The organism is Edaphocola flava (assembly GCF_004118155.1).
Classification (GTDB): domain Bacteria; phylum Bacteroidota; class Bacteroidia; order Chitinophagales; family Chitinophagaceae; genus Edaphocola; species Edaphocola flava.
Map to the genome: position 1 here is coordinate 503,742 of NZ_SAIQ01000002.1, position 21,698 is coordinate 525,439.

At 44.2% G+C, this 21,698-nt stretch carries 23 protein-coding genes; 10 read left to right on the forward strand and 13 right to left on the reverse strand.

Features of this window, described 5'->3' with window-relative positions; all coding sequences use genetic code 11:
• Positions 1-8: 8 nt before the first annotated feature.
• The 6 genes from EMP01_RS08470 to EMP01_RS08495 form a co-directional block, all read right to left on the reverse strand.
• Positions 9-1,376, reverse strand: a complete 1,368-nt coding sequence (locus tag EMP01_RS08470) for a phospholipase D-like domain-containing protein (protein WP_129021073.1) — start codon at positions 1,374-1,376, stop codon at positions 9-11.
• 275 nt (positions 1,377-1,651) lie between these two features.
• On the reverse strand, positions 1,652-2,041 hold the full coding sequence (locus EMP01_RS08475; RefSeq protein WP_129021074.1) for a DUF1801 domain-containing protein: 390 nt from the start codon (positions 2,039-2,041) through the stop codon (positions 1,652-1,654).
• 48 nt (positions 2,042-2,089) lie between these two features.
• Complete coding sequence (locus tag EMP01_RS08480; protein WP_129021075.1) at positions 2,090-3,163, reverse strand: fatty acid desaturase family protein; 1,074 nt, start codon at positions 3,161-3,163, stop codon at positions 2,090-2,092.
• Between the two features lie 29 nt (positions 3,164-3,192).
• Positions 3,193-3,645 (reverse strand): SRPBCC family protein, encoded by a 453-nt coding sequence (locus EMP01_RS08485; RefSeq protein WP_129021076.1) that lies wholly within the window; start codon positions 3,643-3,645, stop codon positions 3,193-3,195.
• Positions 3,646-3,669: 24 nt separating this feature from the next.
• Positions 3,670-4,128, reverse strand: coding sequence for a hypothetical protein (locus tag EMP01_RS08490; protein ID WP_129021077.1), 459 nt, complete (start codon positions 4,126-4,128; stop codon positions 3,670-3,672).
• A gap of 1 nt (position 4,129) precedes the next feature.
• A complete protein-coding gene (locus EMP01_RS08495; protein WP_129021078.1) occupies positions 4,130-4,534 on the reverse strand; it encodes a hypothetical protein in 405 nt (134 codons plus the stop codon).
• Between the two features lie 124 nt (positions 4,535-4,658).
• Here EMP01_RS08495 and EMP01_RS08500 point away from each other — a divergent pair, with 124 nt between their 5' ends.
• Complete coding sequence (locus EMP01_RS08500; RefSeq protein WP_129021079.1) at positions 4,659-5,270, forward strand: DUF4386 domain-containing protein; 612 nt, start codon at positions 4,659-4,661, stop codon at positions 5,268-5,270.
• Here the strand turns inward: EMP01_RS08500 and EMP01_RS08505 are convergent.
• Complete coding sequence (locus EMP01_RS08505; protein WP_129021080.1) at positions 5,265-5,855, reverse strand: Crp/Fnr family transcriptional regulator; 591 nt, start codon at positions 5,853-5,855, stop codon at positions 5,265-5,267. The two genes, EMP01_RS08500 and EMP01_RS08505, sit on opposite strands and share 6 nt — an antisense overlap.
• A 208-nt stretch (positions 5,856-6,063) precedes the next feature.
• Between EMP01_RS08505 and EMP01_RS08510 the strand changes: the two genes are divergently transcribed.
• Both EMP01_RS08510 and EMP01_RS08515 read left to right on the forward strand, forming a co-directional pair.
• Positions 6,064-6,930, forward strand: a complete 867-nt coding sequence (locus tag EMP01_RS08510; protein ID WP_129021081.1) for a DUF6265 family protein — start codon at positions 6,064-6,066, stop codon at positions 6,928-6,930.
• Positions 6,931-7,525: 595 nt separating this feature from the next.
• Positions 7,526-8,122 carry a fasciclin domain-containing protein gene (locus EMP01_RS08515; protein ID WP_202616029.1) on the forward strand — a complete coding sequence of 199 codons (597 nt, stop codon included), beginning with the start codon at positions 7,526-7,528 and terminating at the stop codon, positions 8,120-8,122.
• A 76-nt stretch (positions 8,123-8,198) separates the two neighbouring features.
• On the opposite strand, the gene EMP01_RS08520 is transcribed toward EMP01_RS08515, so the two are convergent.
• The 3 genes from EMP01_RS08520 to EMP01_RS08530 form a co-directional block, all read right to left on the reverse strand.
• Positions 8,199-9,212, reverse strand: coding sequence for a patatin-like phospholipase family protein (locus tag EMP01_RS08520; protein WP_129021083.1), 1,014 nt, complete (start codon positions 9,210-9,212; stop codon positions 8,199-8,201).
• A gap of 86 nt (positions 9,213-9,298) precedes the next feature.
• The gene (gene purQ / locus EMP01_RS08525) at positions 9,299-9,988 is read right to left on the reverse strand and encodes a phosphoribosylformylglycinamidine synthase I (RefSeq protein ID WP_129021084.1); all 690 of its coding nucleotides are present in this window, start codon (positions 9,986-9,988) and stop codon (positions 9,299-9,301) included.
• Between the two features lie 31 nt (positions 9,989-10,019).
• Positions 10,020-10,997 (reverse strand): hypothetical protein, encoded by a 978-nt coding sequence (locus tag EMP01_RS08530; RefSeq protein WP_129021085.1) that lies wholly within the window; start codon positions 10,995-10,997, stop codon positions 10,020-10,022.
• Positions 10,998-11,112: 115 nt separating this feature from the next.
• On the opposite strand from EMP01_RS08530, the gene panD reads away from it, so the two are divergent.
• The 5 genes from panD to atpG all read left to right on the forward strand — a co-directional run bounded on the left by panD (position 11,113) and on the right by atpG (position 15,928).
• On the forward strand, positions 11,113-11,457 hold the full coding sequence (gene panD / locus EMP01_RS08535; protein WP_129021086.1) for an aspartate 1-decarboxylase: 345 nt from the start codon (positions 11,113-11,115) through the stop codon (positions 11,455-11,457).
• A 95-nt stretch (positions 11,458-11,552) separates the two neighbouring features.
• The gene (radA, locus tag EMP01_RS08540) at positions 11,553-12,926 is read left to right on the forward strand and encodes a DNA repair protein RadA (protein WP_129021087.1); all 1,374 of its coding nucleotides are present in this window, start codon (positions 11,553-11,555) and stop codon (positions 12,924-12,926) included.
• Between the two features lie 67 nt (positions 12,927-12,993).
• Complete coding sequence (locus EMP01_RS08545; RefSeq protein WP_129021088.1) at positions 12,994-13,791, forward strand: TerC family protein; 798 nt, start codon at positions 12,994-12,996, stop codon at positions 13,789-13,791.
• 81 nt (positions 13,792-13,872) lie between these two features.
• Positions 13,873-14,970: an acyltransferase family protein gene (locus EMP01_RS08550; protein ID WP_129021089.1), complete on the forward strand. Its 1,098-nt coding sequence runs from the start codon at positions 13,873-13,875 to the stop codon at positions 14,968-14,970.
• An 88-nt stretch (positions 14,971-15,058) separates the two neighbouring features.
• Positions 15,059-15,928 (forward strand): ATP synthase F1 subunit gamma, encoded by an 870-nt coding sequence (gene atpG, locus EMP01_RS08555; protein WP_129021090.1) that lies wholly within the window; start codon positions 15,059-15,061, stop codon positions 15,926-15,928.
• 130 nt (positions 15,929-16,058) lie between these two features.
• Here atpG and EMP01_RS08560 read toward each other — a convergent pair whose 3' ends face one another.
• Entirely contained in the window at positions 16,059-16,979 is a 921-nt protein-coding gene (locus EMP01_RS08560) for a glycosyltransferase family 2 protein (protein WP_129021091.1), read from the reverse strand.
• A 67-nt stretch (positions 16,980-17,046) separates the two neighbouring features.
• Here EMP01_RS08560 and EMP01_RS08565 point away from each other — a divergent pair, with 67 nt between their 5' ends.
• Positions 17,047-17,610, forward strand: coding sequence for an L-threonylcarbamoyladenylate synthase (locus EMP01_RS08565; RefSeq protein ID WP_129021092.1), 564 nt, complete (start codon positions 17,047-17,049; stop codon positions 17,608-17,610).
• A gap of 37 nt (positions 17,611-17,647) precedes the next feature.
• Here the strand turns inward: EMP01_RS08565 and EMP01_RS08570 are convergent, their stop codons facing one another.
• Positions 17,648-18,886, reverse strand: coding sequence for a THUMP domain-containing class I SAM-dependent RNA methyltransferase (locus EMP01_RS08570; protein WP_129021093.1), 1,239 nt, complete (start codon positions 18,884-18,886; stop codon positions 17,648-17,650).
• A gap of 73 nt (positions 18,887-18,959) precedes the next feature.
• Entirely contained in the window at positions 18,960-19,808 is an 849-nt protein-coding gene (locus EMP01_RS08575) for a BadF/BadG/BcrA/BcrD ATPase family protein (RefSeq protein WP_129021094.1), read from the reverse strand.
• A 205-nt stretch (positions 19,809-20,013) separates the two neighbouring features.
• Between EMP01_RS08575 and hutU the strand changes: the two genes are divergently transcribed.
• Entirely contained in the window at positions 20,014-21,672 is a 1,659-nt protein-coding gene (gene hutU, locus EMP01_RS08580) for a urocanate hydratase (RefSeq protein WP_129021095.1), read from the forward strand.
• Positions 21,673-21,698 lie beyond the last annotated feature (26 nt).

The following is a 21,698-nucleotide window of genomic DNA, read 5'->3' on the forward strand; positions in this document are numbered from 1 at the left end:
TTTGGGGATTAACTGATATCAATAAATTCATATAGCGGAAAGTCTTTGAATTTTCCTTCGGCGAGGTCTTGTCGGATAGAGGGTGTAAGCAGGTCCGGTCTGATCATTTTATTGCGCTCATGAAGGATGCGGTCAAAGGCATTCACTTTAGGATAGTTAAACGTATTCGGGTCTATTTGTTTGCAATCTTTAAGGTCGGTCAGGAACTGCTCATATACTTCCTGGCAGAACGCCTGATCCTGTATCACTATATTGCTTTCTGAATGATGAAAGGAGGATCCGTTGGCAATATTGAACGAACCTATGGATACAAAATCATCATCAATGATGAGGTTTTTGGAATGGAAGGCACCGGGTTTCTGCCATTCATAAATTTCAATGCCGTGTTCGAGCAGGTATTTATAATGCTTGGTACACTCCCAGTACATCCAGCCCATGAGTCCGTTGACCATCAGGGTCCGGGACGATTTCTTCGAATTAGTAATTAATTTGATCTCTACACCTCTGTCTACAGCGTCTTTAAAATATTCTGCGAAAATGCGTGGCGGTCTTATACCGTGGCAACCCCAGTAAATTCTTTTTTGTGCAGCCTTAATCTTTTCCAGCAGGTAATTGGTTAGTTTCAGTTCGTTTTCATCATAAGGTTTATGTGCCATGTATGCGATTGGGATGCTTCTTTGTTCCGGGTGCAGCAAGGGTATAGGGTCAAAACATTCTGGATACTGATGACGCCGTAATGAGATGTCCTTATATATGGTCTGGTACTGATGAGCGAATGCTGCATACTGTATCTTGGTATGTTTCAGGATCTGCCAGGTTTTCTGCATCTCAAAATCACTGAGGAACTGGTCCTGTACATCCTGTACGACTTCTCCTGTAATATATACATCGGTATCTCTCCAGGCTTTGGGCTGAATGCCGCCATAGGCATACTTATCGCCCCAGTTGATGCCCCCGATCACAAGGTGCTTGTTGTCCACGATAAAGTACTTTTCATGGAAGTGTTGTTTTAGTTTCAGCTTTACATTCAACATTAGTTGTTTGAAGGGATGCCCTTTTTTGAAATTGATATTCCAGTTATCCTTAAGGGAATTATACCCGTAGGTCTCAATGCCGTACTGATGCAGATCCTTGATCAGCGGAATGATAAAGGTGGTGCGGTTTACGATCTCATCATAAATGATGCGCACCTTAACACCTGCCTGTGCTTTCTGTTTCAGTAGTGCAAAGAGTTTTTTGGTCGTCTCGTCTTTCATAAAAGAGAAGGTTACCAGGTGTATGCTTGATCGGGCCTGTTCCAGCAATGCCCATCGAACGGCATATGATGCGCTGCCACTGGGCAGGAAACGGATATTATTGTGCGCTCGGAACATCATCTGAATCTCATTTAAGAAAGGGCTTAATGACTCTGTGTCTTTTCTGATACAAAGCTAGTACTGTACCGGAGCTGCGCTACGGGTGATTATCCCCGAAAAGGTTGACGATTATTCCCCATGGAATTGAATTGAAAGAGGAGTATGTTTATGGAATGTATAGGCATGAAAAAGCCCGGCAGGGTTACCGGGCGTTACTATATACAGACATGGTGTTTAAAATAAAAGCAGGGCATGTGTGTCAAGCACATGCCCTGCCTAAATATTTTTTGCTTCGTTTACTTCAAACGCTCCAGTTTCCCTTTGCGTTTGATCAGGTTTTTATAGTCCCATTGTATATCGCGGGCTTTTTCAAGCCATCGTTTAAGCTCTTCGGCATTTACCTGCGCAACATCGGTGTAGCGCATCTCTGCGGCTTTAAAGGTGCCTTCATTTTGCAATGCCGGCTCATCAAATGATTGTCCGCTCCAGAAGAGCAGGCGCATACAGTTCTTTAATTTGCTGTAACCCGCTACAGGATTGCCATCGAGAAACCATACCGGATGGGCATGCCATATCTTATTTTCAGCCTCGGGCAAATGCTTATCTATTTCCTGTGCGAGCAGGTTACCGATGGCGGCGTCCTCGCTGCTCAGTGCATTATTGTAGGCTTGTATATCCGGATTCATGATGTGCGGTATTGATGATAGATACAAATATACAATTAACCATCTTTATCAGGGTCGGGACAAATGCTTAAGATAGCGGTAATGCGAGGCAATGGCTTTGGGAATACTCAGTTCATGATAGGGCAGGCCATGCACTGCCGATAGTTTTTTGATACTGGGACTTAAGTAATTGTATACCGTATGTGGCAGATGAGGAAAAAGGTGATGTGCCGTATGAGAGTTGAACCCACCGAAGATCCAGTTGGCCAGCGGATTGCAGGGATGATAGTCTAATGATACCGCCAGTTGGTGTTCGTAGTAATCATAGGGTAGTAAACCCTGTTCATCTGCAACAGGAAATACCGTTTCCATACTCAGGTGAGAGATAATGAGGGTGAGTACAAAGAATAATGAAATGCATATATGCATGACCAGGAATGCCGTCAATACTGTAGCAAACGGGATGCCGCCCATCCAGACAGGCAGGACGATCATATAGAAAAAGTATACTGCTTTTAATAAGATCAACTCTGCAATAAAAGCTGCGGAATACCGCTGTTCGCCCAGGTTGGCCAGTTGTTTTTTGCGTAGATAGATAAAGTCTTTGACCAATATCCAGTGCAGGGTATACAGGCTATACAGCAGGGTGGCGTACCAGTGCTGATATCGCTTGGCTTTACGCAATGGCTGACTGGCAGAAAGACGGATAAATGGATTGTCATCTATATCAGCATCACAGCCATCTACATTGGGGAAGATATGATGAGATGCGATATGCCGCTTACGCCACAGGCTTGCATTGACGCCCTGTGCATTAAAGACCAGGTAAAACAATAATTTGTTGGTACCCTTGCGGGAAGAAAAGGTATTGTGTACGCAGTCATGAGCACAGTTAAAGGCCAGCAGGATGCCGGAAAGCCCCAGCGCAGTATAGTTCAGGATCAGCAGCCAGGATCTTGAGCTGACTGCCGGATTGTATACATTCAGGTACAACCCGATGAAGAGCAGGGCGTAGAAGCAGCATTTGATCTTCATCCGTCGCCTGGCTCGCTGCAATACCGGCTCTGTGAGCAGGACCTCAGCTTCTGCTTTCAGTTCTGCATAGAATGTTGTCGATGTTTTTCTGAATCTGAGTTTCTTCAATGGACCATCGTTTTATGTAAAACGCTTATTCAGGAAGGTATATTGCCCGGAAATTTATCTGCAATCAGATTCAGCTGGATGCCATGTTCCAGGTAAGCTTTCATGCCATCGAGGACAGTAGTGAAGCCACCGGTGCTGTCCATTACGGTGCGCAGCAATTCATTGTCGCTCAGTTCAAAACCATAGTTCTTAATTACTACATAAGTCTGTTCTGCATTGATTGCGGTAAAGGTATAATCAACCTTTGTGGCAGGGTCACCCCATACCGTAGCAATGAGCTGATCGGGTACAATATCCAGTACTTGTACTTCGGTAGTAACTTTATACATCTCCCATTCCCAGGTGATGGTCTTACCGGTTTCGAGTGGTCCGCTCGACTTTGTGAACCAGAATTTAGTAGTAATAGCAGGATCGATAAATGCTCGAAATACTTCGGCTACCGGCCTGCGGATCATCATTTGGGTTTCGACAATTGCATCCATAAATATCAATTTTAAAACAAATAATTATTCAAGTATGAGCATGGAGATGAAGATCGGTATAGCAATAAGTATAGCGGTACACACGGTGCCCAATAATACCATACCCAATACTCTCCAGAAAGAAAAAGTGGTTCCTCCATTCTCAATATGCTCTTCTATTCTGTTTTTTTGAAAACGATTGGTAAGGAACTGAAATGCAATGCCGGAGAGGAGTGGAATAACCATTCTGGGTATATTTTCCATAGCAGGAATAAAGGCCATCAATAGCCCTAATGTAAAAGAGGCAATGGCAGAAAGGAGCAGGGTATTGCGGGCCTGTTTCTTCTGACCCAGTATTTTAAAGTTTTCAGAGAGTAATATAGCCCCGGCCATGATGCCGCCGAAAAAAGCACTGGCTCCTATAGCCCCTGTCTTAAACAGTTTATACGGGGTGTATTCTGGAATAATGTTTTGCTCCTGGGGTGTTTCTGTTGTGTACTGCATATTAAAGGTCTTTATTTTCGAATATTGTTTCTATTGTTTCTGTTTTTGCGGAGAACGTTGCATGCTCCTCATACACAAATTGTATGTCGAATGTTTGGTAAGCATGCTGGTTTTTAAGATTACTCTTCATGCTTTTGGCAATGGCTCTTGCCAGTTCCTGTTGTTTTACGGTTGCTTTGGGAATGGCCGGACTGTTGGTTATGATGACATCCAGCTGCGTTTTTTGCTTTCCGTTTTCTGTAATTGATTTCCCAGAGATGCTGATGTCTTCTGCTTCTTTAACTAATGCTGTTAATTCTGCTTCCATCTTTTTTGCGTCGATATACTCCGGTGTTACCGTACGGCTTGTTGTTACCTCACAACTAGCCAGCGAGGCTAGTAATAGCATTGATAAAATATATTTCATGTTGATGAGTGTTTGTAATCTGTCTGCAATATGCATAAAAAATTAATGAAATGCCTATTTCTTGACCGGAATCAATCGATTCCTGCGGCACTCGTCCTTGATTTGCTTAAAAATATAATTGCTTATGAATCTTGTACCGAAACAGGACCGCTTTACCGGTTATTTGTTCCTATTGCCTTTACTGGCTTACGGATTAGGAAATGCTTTATTTGAATCTGCACTGCAGACCACTTCAGTGGCTGATCCTGTGTTGATTGCGGCTGGTACGCTGTTATGGATATTGAATGCGGTGACGGTAGTTGCTCTTGCGGCAATCCTTTATCCCTTACTGCAACAGTATAACAAAGCCGTAGCAGCCGCATATCTGGCTTCAAGGGTAATGGAAGCTGTTTTATTACTGATGGGGATGTTTGCTTTGAGGGCCAGCATACATACTGAGCTTGCTCCTGCGCCCATGTTGCGGAATGCGGTTCTGTTTTTTCACAGGGATTGTTACCAGGTGGCAATGTTGCTGTTAGGCACAGGTAGTATGGCTTTTTGCGGCTTGTTGTACCGTCATCGTTTACTATCCATATCATGGTCTGTATGGGGACTTGCCGGATATGGCTTGCTTGCTGCCAGCGCTGTTGCTGAACTGTGCGGGGTGCACTGGGGCTTATATGCATCCATTCCCGGAGGACTGTTTGAACTGGCATTGGGTATACGCCTGATAGGCTGGGGATGGAACAGGCTATAGGGTACGGTTGCGCGCCATACGGGCTCTCATCCGGCTAAGCGTTTCGGGTTGTACACCTATATAACTGGCAATCTGGTATTGAGGAACCCTTTGTATCAAAGACGGACGCTCGCGGATGAGCTTTTTGTAGCGCATTTCAGGTGTTTCCATGTAGAATTTGCGCATATCTGTTTGCATCTGCGCAAATGACTGCTCCATTATTTTGCGGGCTATACTTTCAAAACGCGGATGTGCCTCGTACAGATCCTGCTCTTTAGAAGCGGTACCTACCACCAGTTCCGTATCCTCGCAACAGACAAGGTAATGCAGTGATGGTTTCTGGTACAGGAAACTATCCAAAGCAACGATCCAGTCTTCTTCGATGAAAAAGTTGTCTATTTTTTCTGTTCCCTCATGCAGTATATAAGAGCGGACACAGCCTTTGAGTACAAAATAACATTCCCGCGAAATCTGACCTTCTTTGAGCAATATAGTTCCTTTAGGGTATTTGCGTACCTCCATACTGTCTGCAATAGCTTTAGATTCTTCTTCAGACAGGGAAACTATATTCTGGAAATAACGGATCAGTGTATGCGTGGAGGTCATAGTCTTGGTGATTTGGAAACAGTACTACAAAGGTACGGCAATAAAGGGCTTGTGTATCAATGTGTTTCTTTAAATATCCATCGTTAACTATTGTTAATAAACAATTTGACGGGCGTGATTTCAAGTGCTGAAATGCAGGGTATATAATGGCCTCTGAGCTGTTTGTATGGCATCTTTTATTGATGTACTTTAGCTTTAAAATATCTGTATGAAATCAATATTTACCTATATCTTTTTATTGTGTGCAGGAACTACTTTTGCGCAGACTCAATTTCCTGATTTTCTGACTGGCACCTGGAAGGTTGAGGGGAGAAATACTTTTGAGCATTGGGCACTGGAGGCCCCTACCGTATTAAAGGGGGAAGGATATGAGGTGCGTAAGAATGATGCACACAAAACCACGGAATACCTGTCTATTACGTATAAAGGAAAGGATATTGTATATACGGCTACTGTGCCGGGGCAGAATAAGGGTAAGCCGGTCGACTTTAAACTGGTGCGCTCGGATAGTGTATTTATTTTTGAAAACAAAGCACATGATTTTCCCAAACAGATCATTTACCGGCTAGTTGGGCCAAATGAGTTGAAGGTTAAAGTAACAGATGGCGGGCTTAAAGGCTTTACATTAATCATGAAAAGAGTACTTCCGGAAATGCCTGCCACGCCACAAGCTATTGACAATCCCAGGTATGATGAAGCATTGACCCGTAAACTGGGAGGGGATGAATACGGTATGAAAAGCTACTGGCTCGTCATTCTGAAAACAGGTCCGGTTACGATTTTAAATAAGGATTCTGTTAGTACTATTTTTAGAGGTCACCTGGCTAATATTGAACGCCTGGCAGAGGCGCGTAAAATTATTGTAGCCGGGCCTCTGGGTAAAAATGATCATAACTACCGGGGTATATTTATCCTGAATGATATAAAGACGCTCGAAGATGCCAAGTCTTTACTGCAAACCGACCCTGCGGTACGAAGTGGACTGCTGGAGCCGGAAATCTATCCCTGGTATGGCTCGGCGGCATTGCCTGAGTACCTGGAAGCAGCAGATAAGATCTGGAAATCCAGACCTTAGACCCAGTTCGAGAAAAATAATTATTGGGTATCCGCTTACAGGAAACAAAGTCTGGCATTATAATTTAAGTAGCCTATATATCTATTGCTACCTTTTGCCTTGATGCAAAAGGTACCGCCAAAAAATCAAGGCTGTATAAATCCCTGGCTAAAAATCAATGTGTCGGCCGGTCTCAAACCAGACTCACTGCGTTCAGACAGTGGTTTGCAACTTTATCGACCGAGCCAATGATTTTTTTAACGCCGGATTTATAAGGCCTTTTTGAGCGATCTGTATGGTACAGATCGCTTATTGTTTTCATCACAGCGATAGACATTTTGGAGTGGAGCTGCGATCGTTGAGCACCGAAAGCATCACACGTTAAGCTCAGACGATCAATGCACGCAACGGTACAAAATGGCGGTGCTCCGCAATCGCCTTGATGAAAACAAAGGCACTTTTGGTCCTTTTGTTGCCGGACAAAAGGACGAATAAATAGTTGCCTACATGCGGAAAGTCAGTTAAATAATTTTCAAAAAAGATCAGGTTGGGCAATCCATCCTGGTCTTTTGTTCGTATGTAAGGATATACCAAACAACCTTTAAACGAATTAATTATGAAAAAGCAAGCCTTATTATGGATGATGTTCAGTGCCTCGGCAATCGGAATGGTATCCTGTACGTCTTCAACAGATTCTAAAAGTGAAACGCAGCAAACTGCAGAAATGAAAGAAGCCGCTCCTGCTGCAGAAGCTCCTAAAGTAGAGAATGGAGTAGAAGTAGGTGGCGCAATGATGGTGCCTTCTAAAAATATTGTAGAAAACGCTATGGGATCTAATGATCATACTACACTGGTTGCAGCAGTAAAAGCAGCAGGTCTGGTAGAAACATTGAGCGGAGCCGGTCCGTTTACCGTATTTGCTCCTACTAATGAGGCTTTTGCAAAAGTGCCTAAGGCTACCTTGGATAACCTGATGAAGCCAGAGCAAAAAGAAGCACTGACAAAAATACTGACCTATCACGTAGTAGCAGGTGCCTATACCTCTAAAGATCTGAAAGATGGTATGGAACTGACTACGGTGCAGGGCGGAAAAATAAAACTGATGATGAAAGACGGTGCCTGGTGGGTTAATGGCGCTAAGATAACTATTCCGGATGTGATCAGTAAGAATGGCGTTACTTATGTGATTGACGGTGTATTAATGCCGAAATAAGATATTGGGTGGAATGATGAAGGCAACAAGCCGGGGCTGTAATGAACAGTCCCGGCTTTGTTTTATTATAAGGTTTTTACTTTTCCAGGAATTGTTTGGTATAGGCGGCGCCACTACTGATCAATTGCTGTTTTTCACTTTCTGATAATTTTCGGATACGAGGACCTATGCCTGCTGAGGAAATGGAGATTGTCCGGTCCCAATCTGCTTGTGTAAGCGTGTTGCGATTCAGGTTTTCGATAGTATAGACATAAAGTGCGGCAATGTAACTGTTCAGGTTCCGTATTGATGCAGGCGCGAGTGTGCCGGTTTGTTGTCCGTCCAGGCTGATCTGTTCCGGTTCATCGATGCGTACACCCAGTGTTGCCGGATTGGGAATGCGCAGGGCAGGCTGTACGGTATTGTCGATACGGTCAAAAAGAAATATCGGAAAATTGCCGGTAAGGCCACCGTCTACAACGATATCTAGTCCAGGCGGCATGCGTTTACCTCTATATACTTTGCCCTGTGCATCGATAAAGGACGCTTCAAAATATAAAGGAATGGACATGGATATGCTTACGGCATCCTTTACTTTCATATCCGGATAAGTCTCCCGGGAGAAGACCAGTAGCTGCTGCCGGTTCAGACAGGTTCCGGTCACATAAAGGGATTTATAACCGGCAGCCTGCATTGCTGTAAAGGTAATGTCTGCATTGCCGGTTTTACGGGATATGACATCGCCCAGCCATCGTTCAAATGCCTGTTTTCGGTACCAGCCATAATGCCTGCGCATCCTGCTCCAGCCACCGGCAAACCAGTACTTTCCATCATTGAATTGTTCGAATGGTGTTTCATCTGCAAGATGATATATTTCTTCTGAGGAATAGCCCAGCGCCACCATCAGTGCGGTAATGGCGCCGGCAGAGGTGCCGCCCACTTTCTGAATGCCGGGTAGCATATGCTCCTGCTCCAGTACCTTAATTACACCACTGTAGGCGATTCCCCTGATGCCTCCGCCCTCAAATACCAGGTTGTGATAAGTAACAGTCTGTGCGTAAGATAAAAAAGGAAGGATGCTCATAAAGAGCCAGAATAGATATTTGCGCATGCCGTATGGTGATTTCAATTATCTATAAAACGAAAAAGGCAGCACTTTTTTTGTGCTGCCTTTTTAAAAGTATGGTTAACAGAAGATTAGTTCTGTGCAAATGCTCTTAAGATCGCCTGTCCGTCCAGGTTGTTCAGCTGAGGGCTGCAGGCACGTTCAGGGTGAGGCATCATACCGAATACATTACGGCCTTCGTTACAGATACCGGCAATGTTCAGTGTAGTACCATTAGGGTTTACCGCATCAGAGATCTCGCCGTTCTCATCACAGTATTTGAAGATGATCTGGTTGTTTTCTTCCAGTTTCTTCAGTGTTTCTGCATCAGCGTGGTAGCGGCCTTCGCCATGTGCCACCGGAATTTTCAGGGCACCATTACCTACAACATCAGATACGATGTTATTGCTACCAGCATTAACGATATAAGTATTCTTACAGGTGAATTTCTGGTGATCGTTCTGTAATAACACACCTGGCAATAAACCAGCTTCGCATAAGATCTGGAAACCGTTACATACACCCAGTACTTTACCACCTTTGTTGGCAAACTCGATCACTTGTTCCATCATTGGGCTGAAGCGGGCCAGTGCACCACATCTCAGATAATCTCCGTAAGAGAAACCTCCCGGAAGCACAATGCAGTCATCAGTTGTGAAATCGCTGAGATCATTGTCTTTATGCCATAACATTTTTACCTCTTGTTGCAGGTCGTCCTGAAGGGCATTTTGCATGTCTCTGTCACAGTTAGAACCGGGAAAAACAACGATACCAAATTTCATATTGTATATATATTTCTAAAATTGTATAATCTTAACGATAAAACCACTGAAGGTAAATGATTACCGCCAGCAGTAAAAAATTCAGACTTTCTGCGAACCATTTCGGTTTTTTTAGGAACCAGATATTGCTGATAAACAGAGTAGCAGGCAGCAAAGTTACAATCCAAATCTCATTACCCAAAGTAAAAATCGGAATTGTGCTTAAAATACTGACAAAAAGGAAGATAATATTGATCCACCACATCTTTTTGATCTGGAAAAGCATGCGGTTCATATGCTGATTGAGAAGGATGAAACCTGTAATCGTCAATAATCCTAAGGTTGCGGTCGCAATTACCGCCGGTACCGGCAGCAGTTTGGGTAGGGTAAAGTGTACCGAGAATATGCTGGAAAAAATATACAGACTATCGGTCAGGTAAGCGACTCCGCCCAGTATATATACTGGTGTAGCCATACCCAGCAGCGTCACCATCCACTCCACCAGCTTGAACGGACGCAGGATCAGTAAGGCTATGGTAATGAAAAATATAAAGAATACGTTCGGGAAGCTGAGCAGAAACAGCAGGCTGTAGAGGCAACCGATATTGAACAGGCTTTTACGGGCATGCTGATCGGCATAGGTAGAATAAACCAGGTTGATCAGGCCCAGGAACAACCAGTTGTTCAGCATATCTGCAGAAAAAAGGCTCCATTCCGGCAATAAAGAACTGGCCAGTATATAAGTATATGCAGGCAGATAGGTTCGTTTGCTGAAAAAATGGAATTTATTGGTAATATAATTGAGGTAGAGTGCCTGTCCGGCAATATTCACCGTGGCAAGGAAGGTATAGAAAAAGCTTCCTCCACCGAAAATGTCCATGAATTTGCGCAGGAATATGCTCCATAAAACCTGATGTTGTTCCATATGTGGTACAACAGCATGAGATAATACATTGAATTTCAGGACTAAAGTCAGAATGAGCAATATGATGATTGCATAGGGATTCTGATTTTTGAACAGCTTAATCACTAAGGATGTAACGTTTAACGAAGGTTATATAACAATCGCGAATATCGTAAAACTAATTTAATTTATCTACTTTAATAATTTGATATTTAGGTTTTTTACTACCTTTGCATCCGCTATGCAAATTCAGTTATTAAAGTCCAAAATCCATAGAGTTACGGTTACGGAAGCTAATCTTAACTATATCGGTAGCATTACCATCGATCAGGATCTGATGGATGCCGCTAATATCATTGAAAATGAAAAAGTTCAGATTGTAAATATCAATAATGGAGAGCGTCTGGAAACCTATGTGATTAAAGGCCAGAGAGGTAGTGGTCAGATCTGCCTGAATGGCCCGGCTGCACGTAAAGTAACTCCGGGAGATATGATCATCATTATCTCTTATTGTATCATGGATTTTGAAGAGGCAAAGCAATATGAGCCTACCATTATTTTTCCTAAAGAAAATAATACTCTTTAAAGGATACCTTATTTTAAATAAAACAGGAAAGCGTACTTTTGAGTGCGCTTTTTTTTATCAGCGCAATTGCCAGGACCTATATAAAAACGATAGAAATGAAGACGAAATCGGCCTTTTTTTGCCAGAACTGCGGTTATGAAAGTACAAAATGGGCCGGAAAGTGCCCGAATTGTAATGAGTGGAACACATTTGTAGAAGAAGTCAAAGAGAAGCCTTCTGCAAAGGCAGATATAAAAGAATTGTGGACCGAAGACACGGTCAAGGCTATGAATAAAGCCAAAAGTATATCTGAAATACAGACAGAAGAGGAGATACGCTATGCACTACCGGATGAGGAACTGAACCGCACCCTGGGCGGGGGACTGGTACAGGGCTCTGTAACCCTCATTGCCGGAGATCCCGGAATCGGAAAATCGACATTGTTCCTGCAAGCGGCACTAAAAGCCACACAGTTGAGGGTGCTATATGTATCGGGAGAGGAAAGTATGCACCAGATCAAAATGCGTGCAGACCGTATCGGCATTTCCAATCCTAACCTGTTCCTGCTTACGGCCACCAATACACAGACCATATTTCAGGAAGTAAAGAAGATACAGCCCAACTGGGTTATTATTGATTCCATACAAACCCTTGAATCGCCTTATATAGAGAGTGCCCCGGGTAGCGTATCGCAGGTGCGCGAATGCGCAGCCGAGCTGCAGCGTTTTGCCAAACAGACTAATACACCCGTGTCCATAATCGGTCATATTACAAAAGAGGGTAGTATTGCCGGGCCTAAAATACTGGAACATATGGTTGATACCGTGTTACAGTTTGAAGGAGACCGGCATTATGCCTACCGCATCTTGCGTACCCTGAAAAACCGTTTCGGTTCTACTGCCGAGTTGGGTATATATGAAATGGTACATAATGGGATGCGCGGTGTGAGTAATCCGTCAGACATCCTCATTACACAGCATGAAGAAGCCCTGAGTGGTATTGCCATCGCGGCGGCTATAGAAGGGATGCGTCCGCTGATGATCGAGACACAGGCATTGGTGTCACAAGCTGTATATGGTACACCGCAGCGTACTGTGAACGGATTTGACCTGCGTCGTCTGCAGTTATTACTGGCGGTACTGGAAAAGAGGGGTGGTTTTCACTTTGGTATGAAGGATGTATTCCTCAATATTGCCGGAGGCCTGCGCATTGAAGACCCTTCTATAGACCTGGCGATTGTGTGTGCATTATTGTCCTCATACGAAGATCAGCCATTGCCGGCCAATGTATGCTTTATCGGGGAGGTAGGCCTTTCCGGTGAGATCCGTGCTGTAAACCGTATTGAGCAACGCATCGCAGAAGCCGATAAAATGGGTATGGATGCTGTATTTATTCCCAAAGCGAACACTAAAGGGCTTGATATCAGTAAATTCAAAATAGAAGTGCGCTCGGTAAACAAGGTCTCTGATATATACCAGGCCTTATTTTAAGCTCAGAATGATGAAAAATATATATTTTCGTACCTCTTAAACAAAAACAAGAAAACGCAAAAACACAATGGAACATTTATTATCCTTTGACAGTATCCTGAGTTTTGTCATCCTGGTCGTACTAGAAGTCGTACTGGGTATTGACAATGTGATCTTCGTCAGCATTATCCTGAACCGCCTACCGGAGCACCTGCGCAAAAAAGGACGCACCATCTGGATGTTTACCGGTATTGCTGTGCGCTGCCTGCTGTTGATGGCATTAAGCTGGTTACTGTCACAGAAAGGGAAACCTTTATTTACGATAATGGACAAGGGCTTTGACCTGGCAAGCCTCGTTATGCTGCTAGGCGGTACATTCCTTATATATAAAACGGTAAAAGAGATTCATGCCAAGCTGGAAGGGGAGGAGCACCATGAGACCGGTAATAAGCCAATGCTGAGCCTGCCACAGGCAGTTTCTCAGATCATCCTGATCGATATGATCTTCAGCTTCGACAGTATCATTACTGCGGGGGGCACTGCAAAACATATTGAAATCATGGTAGCTGCGGTAGTAGTGGCAATGTTTGTCATGTTCCGTTTCAGTCCCAATATTGCCAGTTTTATTGAAAAACATCCGACCATTAAGATCCTGGCTTTATCATTCCTGGTTATGATCGGCTTTGTGTTACTGGTAGAGGGCTGGAATGCCGAAAAAGCGCATGATTTACACCTCAAAAATTACGCTTACTTCGCAATGGCCTTCTCTGTAATCGTAGAAATGGTTAACCTCAGGGCCGCGAGAAAGAGCAGAGAACGGGCAGATCGTATGGCCGAAATGGCCGAAGACCTGGGAAAGGTGGAAAAAGATATGGGCATTGATTAATATACTATATATCAATCAGTATTAATTGATTATAATTTAAGTGATGTACCTTGAAAAGGGTACATCACACTTTTAAACCATATGGCAACAACCCATCATTCCCGTTTACATTACCTTGATTCTGCCAGGGGCATTGCCGCCATGATGGTACTGGTAGGGCATTACATCAGCTGGAAGTTTGACCATCATATGGCCGTGCGTTACCTTTCACTGCTGGTCAATGAAAATGATGCAGTATCCTTCTTTTTTGTGCTGAGTGGTTTTGTGCTGGCATATCCTTTTCTGATCCTGGATAAGAAAATGGATATCGGGAAATTTTACGTCAATCGTTTCTTTAGACTGTATCCTGGTTTCCTGGCCGCTTTTCTGATCAACTATATATATTCTATACGCCATGATCTCAATTGGGCAGAGGTGGGTAAAGTACTCTTGCACAGTGACAGAGGCTTCTGGCAGGAATTTTTCCTGCTTCGGGGCAATAACCAGCACTTCCTTCCCGGCTGGACTTTAGGCATTGAGATGGCAGCATCTTTCCTGATTCCTTTCCTGATCCTGGCCGTGCGGTACAATAAGAAACTAGCCAACTGGCTCTTATTAGCCATATTCCTGGGCAACCTGGTGATCGGTTCATTTATGATTCACTTTGCCTTAGGTATCTGGGTGGCCGCAAATTTCAATCTTATTTCCGGGCCTGAATTTCATAAATCAGCCTTGTACAGATACCGGTTTCCCCTGGTTTTAGTAGCCATGGTACTCTTTTCTTTACGTAAAATAGACAGGCTCTCTGCTTTCGGACCATTTTTTAAGACATTTGCCGATTATACCCATATAGACTTCTTTGTCTATTCCGGTATTGCCTCCTTCATTTTCCTGGTGTACTGTATTCATTTCAAAGGCGTACAGCGTATCCTGGAGAGTAAGCTATTATTGTTCTATGGTAAAATATCATACGGTATCTACCTGGTACACTGGGTGTTAGTACGATTTATATATGATTACTGGGATAGGTTGAACGATTTGCTGGGCGGGTCGGAACAACGCACCTTTATATTGTTGTTTTTTGCCCTGCTGGGGACTTCTACCTTGCTGGCCCTTGCCATCTATCTCTGGATAGAGCTACCCTTTATGCGACTGGGCAAAAAGATTGCCGGACGGATGAAGGCTACTGTCGAAATTTAAACGCAAATATCGGTACTTAGATTTGGAATAATAAGTTACGAGGCGTACCTTTGCACCCAAATTTAATAGATAATTTTATTATAAATATATGTCAGGTCAACTTAAAGAAGTAAGATTACGCATACAATCGGTTACCTCCACGCAACAGATCACCAAAGCAATGAAAATGGTGAGTGCTGCTAAACTGCGCCGTGCTCAGGATGCGATTTTGCAAATGCGTCCGTATACACAGAAGATGCAGGAAATGCTGAGCAATATCGTAAGTAGCCTTAGTGATAATATGGTGCTGGAACTGGCAGATGAGCGTGCAATTGAGCGTGTACTGATTATCGTTATTACTTCTGACAGAGGTACTTGTGGTGCATATAATACAAACGTAATTAAGGCGGCGAAACAACTGATCGCTGATAAATATGCCAATAAAGATGTAACTATCCTGCCTATCGGTAAGAAAGGTTATGAGTATTTCGTAAAACATGGTTATACTGTAAATGCGGATTACTGGAGCATGTTTGCTGATCTGGGCTTTGAAAATGTAAAAAGAGCTGCGATCTATGCACAACAGGCATTCCTGAATAAAGAATTTGATAAAGTAGAACTGGCATACAGCCAATTCAAAAATGCAGCTACTCAGGTTTTCGTAACAGAAGAATACCTGCCGATCCCTAAAGTAGAAAAAGCAGAGAATCAAAAAGAAACGGACTTCATCTTCGAACCGTCTAAAGATACCCTGATTGCAGAACTGATGCCTCGTATCCTGAATACACAAGTGTATAAAGCCATCCTGGATGCGCATGCTTCTGAGCACGGTGCCCGTATGACTGCGATGGATAAAGCAACTGAAAATGCAAACGAGATCCTGAAAAGCCTGAAAATCTCTTACAACAGAGCGCGCCAGGCAGCGATCACTACCGAGCTGACCGAGATCGTAAGTGGTGCAGCAGCATTACAAGGTTAATACTAAAGTATTTATATACAAAAAGCGTACTCCGAGGAGTACGCTTTTTTATTGTCTTGAAGTGTAAAATCGCGTTAAGGGCTTTCTGGAAAATCAGGCTGTGCTTTAGCCGGAATGGAGCATTCATTAATTAATACCAAAGCCTTCCTTCGACAGCGTCTATATAGCTTAATGCTTCTTTGCTGATCGGAGTACGCGGCTGGTTTTTCGGGATGCGCATTATCTTTGGCCAGGTTTTAAACCATGTTTTCAGATCAAAGCCGGTCTTTTTCAGCACGAGCAGAGACCAGAGTACTGCTGTGGTATAAAAGTACTTTTTAGGCAGGTACTTCCAGGCTACTGTCGATTTGTTGTACCACAGCATAGCCTGCTTCTCGCTATTGGTCACGCGGCCTAAAGGAGACTCTTTATGCAGGACTTTAACTGCTTCGCTATAACCTATTGTATATCCTGCATTTAAAATACGGAATCCCAGATCATACTCTTCTGTACCGTAAAAGAAAGTGGTGGGATATAAGCCAATCTCGTTGAATAAGGCCCTGCGTACCAAATGGGCCCCTCCGATAAAATAAGAGGTCAGGAATTGTTGACGGCCTATATATTTTGATTGTTTCTTATGTGGGAACGCATTTTTCTGACGCTCCAGCGTATCATAGTAAAATACGCAGAAACTAACTATTGCAGTATTGTTCTGGGCAAACAGTGGCTCATTAAAGGTGCAGGCAGCATTGCGAATACCATTGACATCGTCAAAAACCACATCATCATCCAGCACTAAGAGCAGGGGATATTTTGCCTCCTGGATCAGGTAATTTCTTCCGCGGGCCACCCCGAGGTTTTCTGTGTGTTCAATATAGCGGATATTCATTTCCGGATGCTCCGCAATATAAGCTTTAAGGCGGTCGTAAGAAACGGTAGAAGCATTATTTAAAAGCAATACTTCTCCTATATACAGATCATAATCTACCTGGGTTTTAAGGCTTTTTAATAACTCCAGAGTATCTTCTTCACGGTTATAGGTAATGATGAGTATGCTTAAACGTTCCGTCATTCAAAAATGAATTTATAGGGAACAAATTTACAGTAATAAAACCAGATATCTTGATTAATTTCGGGGCATGAATGCAGATGTAAACCGCGCTATAGAAGTATTATCCGCAGGAGGACTGATCTTGTATCCGACCGATACGGTATGGGGAATAGGGTGTGATGCCACTAATGATGAAGCCGTAAAAAAAGTGTTTGCACTCAAGCAACGCGATGACCGTAAGAGCCTGATCATTTTACTGCCGGATGCTAAATCGGTGTTTAATTATGTAGCCAATCCCATTCCCGATCTGTTGGGTCTTTTGGAGTCTTTTGACCGGCCTACTACAGTTATTTACCCGCAGGCAATAGGACTGGCTGAGCATGCGGTGCATGCCGATGGTACAGTAGCTATCCGGGTTACGAATGATCCTTTTTGTAAAACATTACTGAAACGCTATAAGAAACCGATAGTCTCCACATCTGCCAATATCAGCGGGATGCCCACAGCACCCACTTTTGCCGATATTGATGCGCGTATTAAAGAGGGGGTTGACTATGTGGTGGAGCATCGTCAGGACGATACCACCATCCATCCGCCATCACGTATTGTGAAATGGGAAGAGGATGGAAGTATGACTATTATACGGGATTAAAATGTTGTTGCGCCGCCCGGAGGGCGGCGCAACAACATTAATAAAACTTTCTTTTAGGCTTGTTGCCGGTATTTTTAGACTCCGGTTTACCGGATTGTCCGCCCTCTTGCTGAGGTTCTCTCTTGCTGCCTTTGTACAGTTCATATTCAAACAGACGGCATTCGATCTTACTGTTATAAAACGGTATTCTGCGGCTGGCTTTCAGGCCTATTTTGCGGGCCAGATCCATAGTTCCGGTAAAGATATAACCGGTATAGCCTGCACATTTCTGTTTAAAGAAATCACCGATGCGGGCATAGGTATGCTCCAGTTCTTCCAGCTCGCCCAGGCGATCACCATATTCAGGATTCATAAATACGATACCATCAGCATTCGGAGGTACTGTCGTTTCGGCAAAGTCACATACCTCAAAGGTGATCAGGTCTTTAACCCCGGCAGCAATCGCATTTTTCTGTGCATTGATGATGGCATCATGACTGATGTCCGACGCTACTACCTTTAGTTCCGGCAGGTCTATGATCTGATCTTCGAGTAAGGCATCTTCAGATTCATATACCGCCTCATCGTACCCTTTCAGGTGCATAAAGGCATAATTGGTACGGAAGAGGCCCGGTCTGCGGCGGGTTGCGATCAGCAAGGCCTCGATGGCCAGCGTTCCGGAACCACACATGGGGTTGATGAACGGGCTTTTATGATCCCATTTAGTTGTTAGTATTGTTGCAGCCGCTAATGCTTCCAGCATGGGTGCTCTGCCCGGTATTTTACGGTAGCCATGACGGCCTATAGAGTTACCAGTAGTATCGAGGAAGAGTTCTGCATCCTCATTTTTCCAGAACAGGTGCACCACCACGCCCCTCAGTTCGGCGCCGGTATCGGGTCTCTGGCCGCTGCGTTTCCTGCACTGGTCTACAATAGCATCCTTCACCCGCAGGTTGGCAAACATATTATTGTTGATTGTAGGATGCATTACATTGCTGGTGATGGAAAAATAACTGTCATCGTCCATAACCGTACTCCAGTCGATCTGCGAGGTGTTTTCATACACATCATCTGCATTATCAGCCTTGAACTTTTTCAGGCTGAATAATACCTGGCTGGCACAATGCAGATTCAGGTTCAGCCTGATACAATCATTCAGACTGCCTTGCAGTATGACACCTGTCGGGAATGTTTGTGTTACCGCAAAGCCCAGGGCCTTAACTTCCCGCGCCAGCGCATCTGACAAATGTTTGTGGCAGGTAATGGTTATATTACTGTTATCTTGGAATGAAAGCATAAGAAAGACTGTCCTCTTTTTTGAAAGAGAACGAACCTGCAAAATTTGCAAAAAAAATTGGCTATGACAAATGCTATTTTAAAGACTGGTGGTATGTCTTCAATCCGTCGATAGGACTTTTGACAATACTACCCACACTGAGACCGTATTGGTCTATAACGCTGAGCAGCACATCTTTGAATTCGAAGGCTACTGATCCTACAAAATGAATAGGGTATTTCCAGCTTTCGCGGTATTTCAGCAGGTTTTTGGTGAAGAATTCCAGTAAGGTATCTTCGATAATGTTTTCGATCATATAATGCCCCCTGTGATCGGTCAGGAATTCGGTGAAGCTGGCCAGGTAACGATTGGCCAGGGGCTCTTTATATACTTTATGCAATACACCCGGCAGGTCATTGCCATATTTATTGATAAATGCCTCGTGCAGATCGCCGTCGAATGTCTGGTAGAAGAAGTGTTGCAGTACTTTACGGCCCATAGCCGTTCCGCTGCCTTCATCGCCCAGGATATAGCCTAAAGAGGGATGTTGTTTGGTAATCTTGCTGCCATCATAGAAGCAGGAGTTGCTGCCAGTACCCAGTATGGCAGTTACACCTTTTTCCTGTTTGCAGGTCGCACGGGAGGCGCCCAGCATATCCGTATGCACAAAAACATCTTTAATGCCCAGGTGCTGTTTCAGGATAGAGGTCATGGTCTTCTGGTTCTGAGGGGCTTTTACACCTGCGCTGTAGAAGTACACTTCAGATATATCATCTTTAGCCTTGCCCAGCTTCAACTCTCTCTGCAGCATATCCAGACACTCCGTTTCGGTAATGAAGTACGGATTAATGCCGCCGGTGGTCAGCTTTTTAGCTTTTTTTTCATCAAGCAAACACCACTCGGTTTTGGTTGAGCCACTATCGGCAATAAGTGTAAAGGACATAACAGCAGATTTGAAAAAGGTTGTAATTAGAGCCCTCAGCGGCCTCATATAATTAGTGCCTAAAGATAGTCAAGAAATCGGTCCTGCCAAATAAAAAGTGCGCTTTCTGAACAGTTTTAGCAAAATTTAAAATTATCAACTCCCGGTCGGGGAAGTAGTATAAAATTGTATATTTGTGCACCAAATTAACGGTACAATAATTTTTATGTCAGAAACAGCAAAAAGAGTCATTAAAGCACCAACCGGAAGCACCTTGAATTGTAAAGACTGGGTTACAGAAGCGGCCTACCGCATGATCCAGAATAACCTGGACCCTGAAGTGGCAGAGCGTCCGGAAGATCTGGTGGTTTACGGTGGTATCGGTAAAGCAGCCCGTAACTGGGAGAGTTTTGATAAAATACTGGAATGCCTGAGAAACCTGGAAGAAGACCAGACTTTGATGGTACAGAGCGGTAAACCTGTAGGTATACTGCGTTCACATAAAGATGCCCCTAGAGTATTGATCGCAAACTCAAACCTGGTAGGCAAATGGGCAACCTGGGAGCACTTTCGCGAACTGGAAGCCAAAGGATTAATGATGTACGGGCAGATGACTGCCGGTAGCTGGATCTATATCGGATCTCAGGGTATTGTACAAGGTACTTATGAGACCTATTTATCCCTGGCTAATATGCACTATAATGGTACGCTGAAAGGAACCTTGAACGTTACTGCCGGTTTAGGTGGTATGGGTGGCGCTCAGCCCCTGGCCATCACCATGAATGAAGGGGTTTGTCTGGCTGCTGAGATCGAACAATGGCGTATGGACAAGCGTATCGAAACCCGCTACCTGGATGAAAGCTATGCAGATATAGACCAGGCCATAGACCGCGCGTTACAAGCCAAAGAAAATAAAGAAGCCGTTTCTATCGGTGTATGCTGTAATGTAGTAGACCTGCTGCAGCGCCTGATCGATCGTAATATTACCCCGGATACACTGACAGATCAGACTTCTGCACATGATGAGCTGATCGGTTACTTCCCTGAAGGACTGAGTGTTGAAGAGGCCAATACCTTAAGAGAACAAGATCCTGAAACATATAAGAGCCGCTCTCTGGATACCATGGCACACCATGTACGCCAGATGCTGGAATTACAGAAACGCGGTGCCATTACCTTTGACTATGGTAATAACCTGCGCGGACAGGCTAAGGATAAGCGTGGGGTAGAGAATGCATTCGACTTCCCTGGCTTCGTACCGGCTTATATCCGTCCGTTGTTCTGCGAGGGTAAAGGTCCGTTCCGTTGGGTAGCCTTAAGCGGTGATCCGGAGGATATTTATACCACTGATAAAGCACTGGCCGAATTGTTCCCGGAGAATGAAGGCTTACAGCGCTGGCTGAAACTGGCTAAAGATAAGATTGCCTTCCAGGGTTTACCAAGCCGTATCTGCTGGTTAGGTATGGGCGAGCGGGAGAAAGCTGGTCTGTTGTTCAACCAGCTGGTAAGAGAAGGTAAAGTAAAAGCACCGATTGTAATCGGTCGCGATCACCTGGACTGTGGTTCAGTGGCCTCTCCTAACCGTGAGACAGAAGCGATGAAAGATGGTTCTGATGCTGTTGCTGACTGGGCTATCCTGAATGCACTGATCAATACTGCCGGAGGTGCCAGCTGGGTAAGCTTCCACCATGGTGGTGGTGTAGGTATGGGCTATTCCCTGCATGCCGGTATGGTAATTGTTGCTGACGGTAGCGCCGATGCTGATGCCCGCCTGAAACGTGTACTGCACAATGACCCGGCTATGGGTGTACTGCGTCACCATGATGCGGGTTATGAAACTGCTACGGAGTATGCCGATAACTTCGGACTGAATATCTGGAAATAAGCGTAAACTTATTCACCCTATAAATA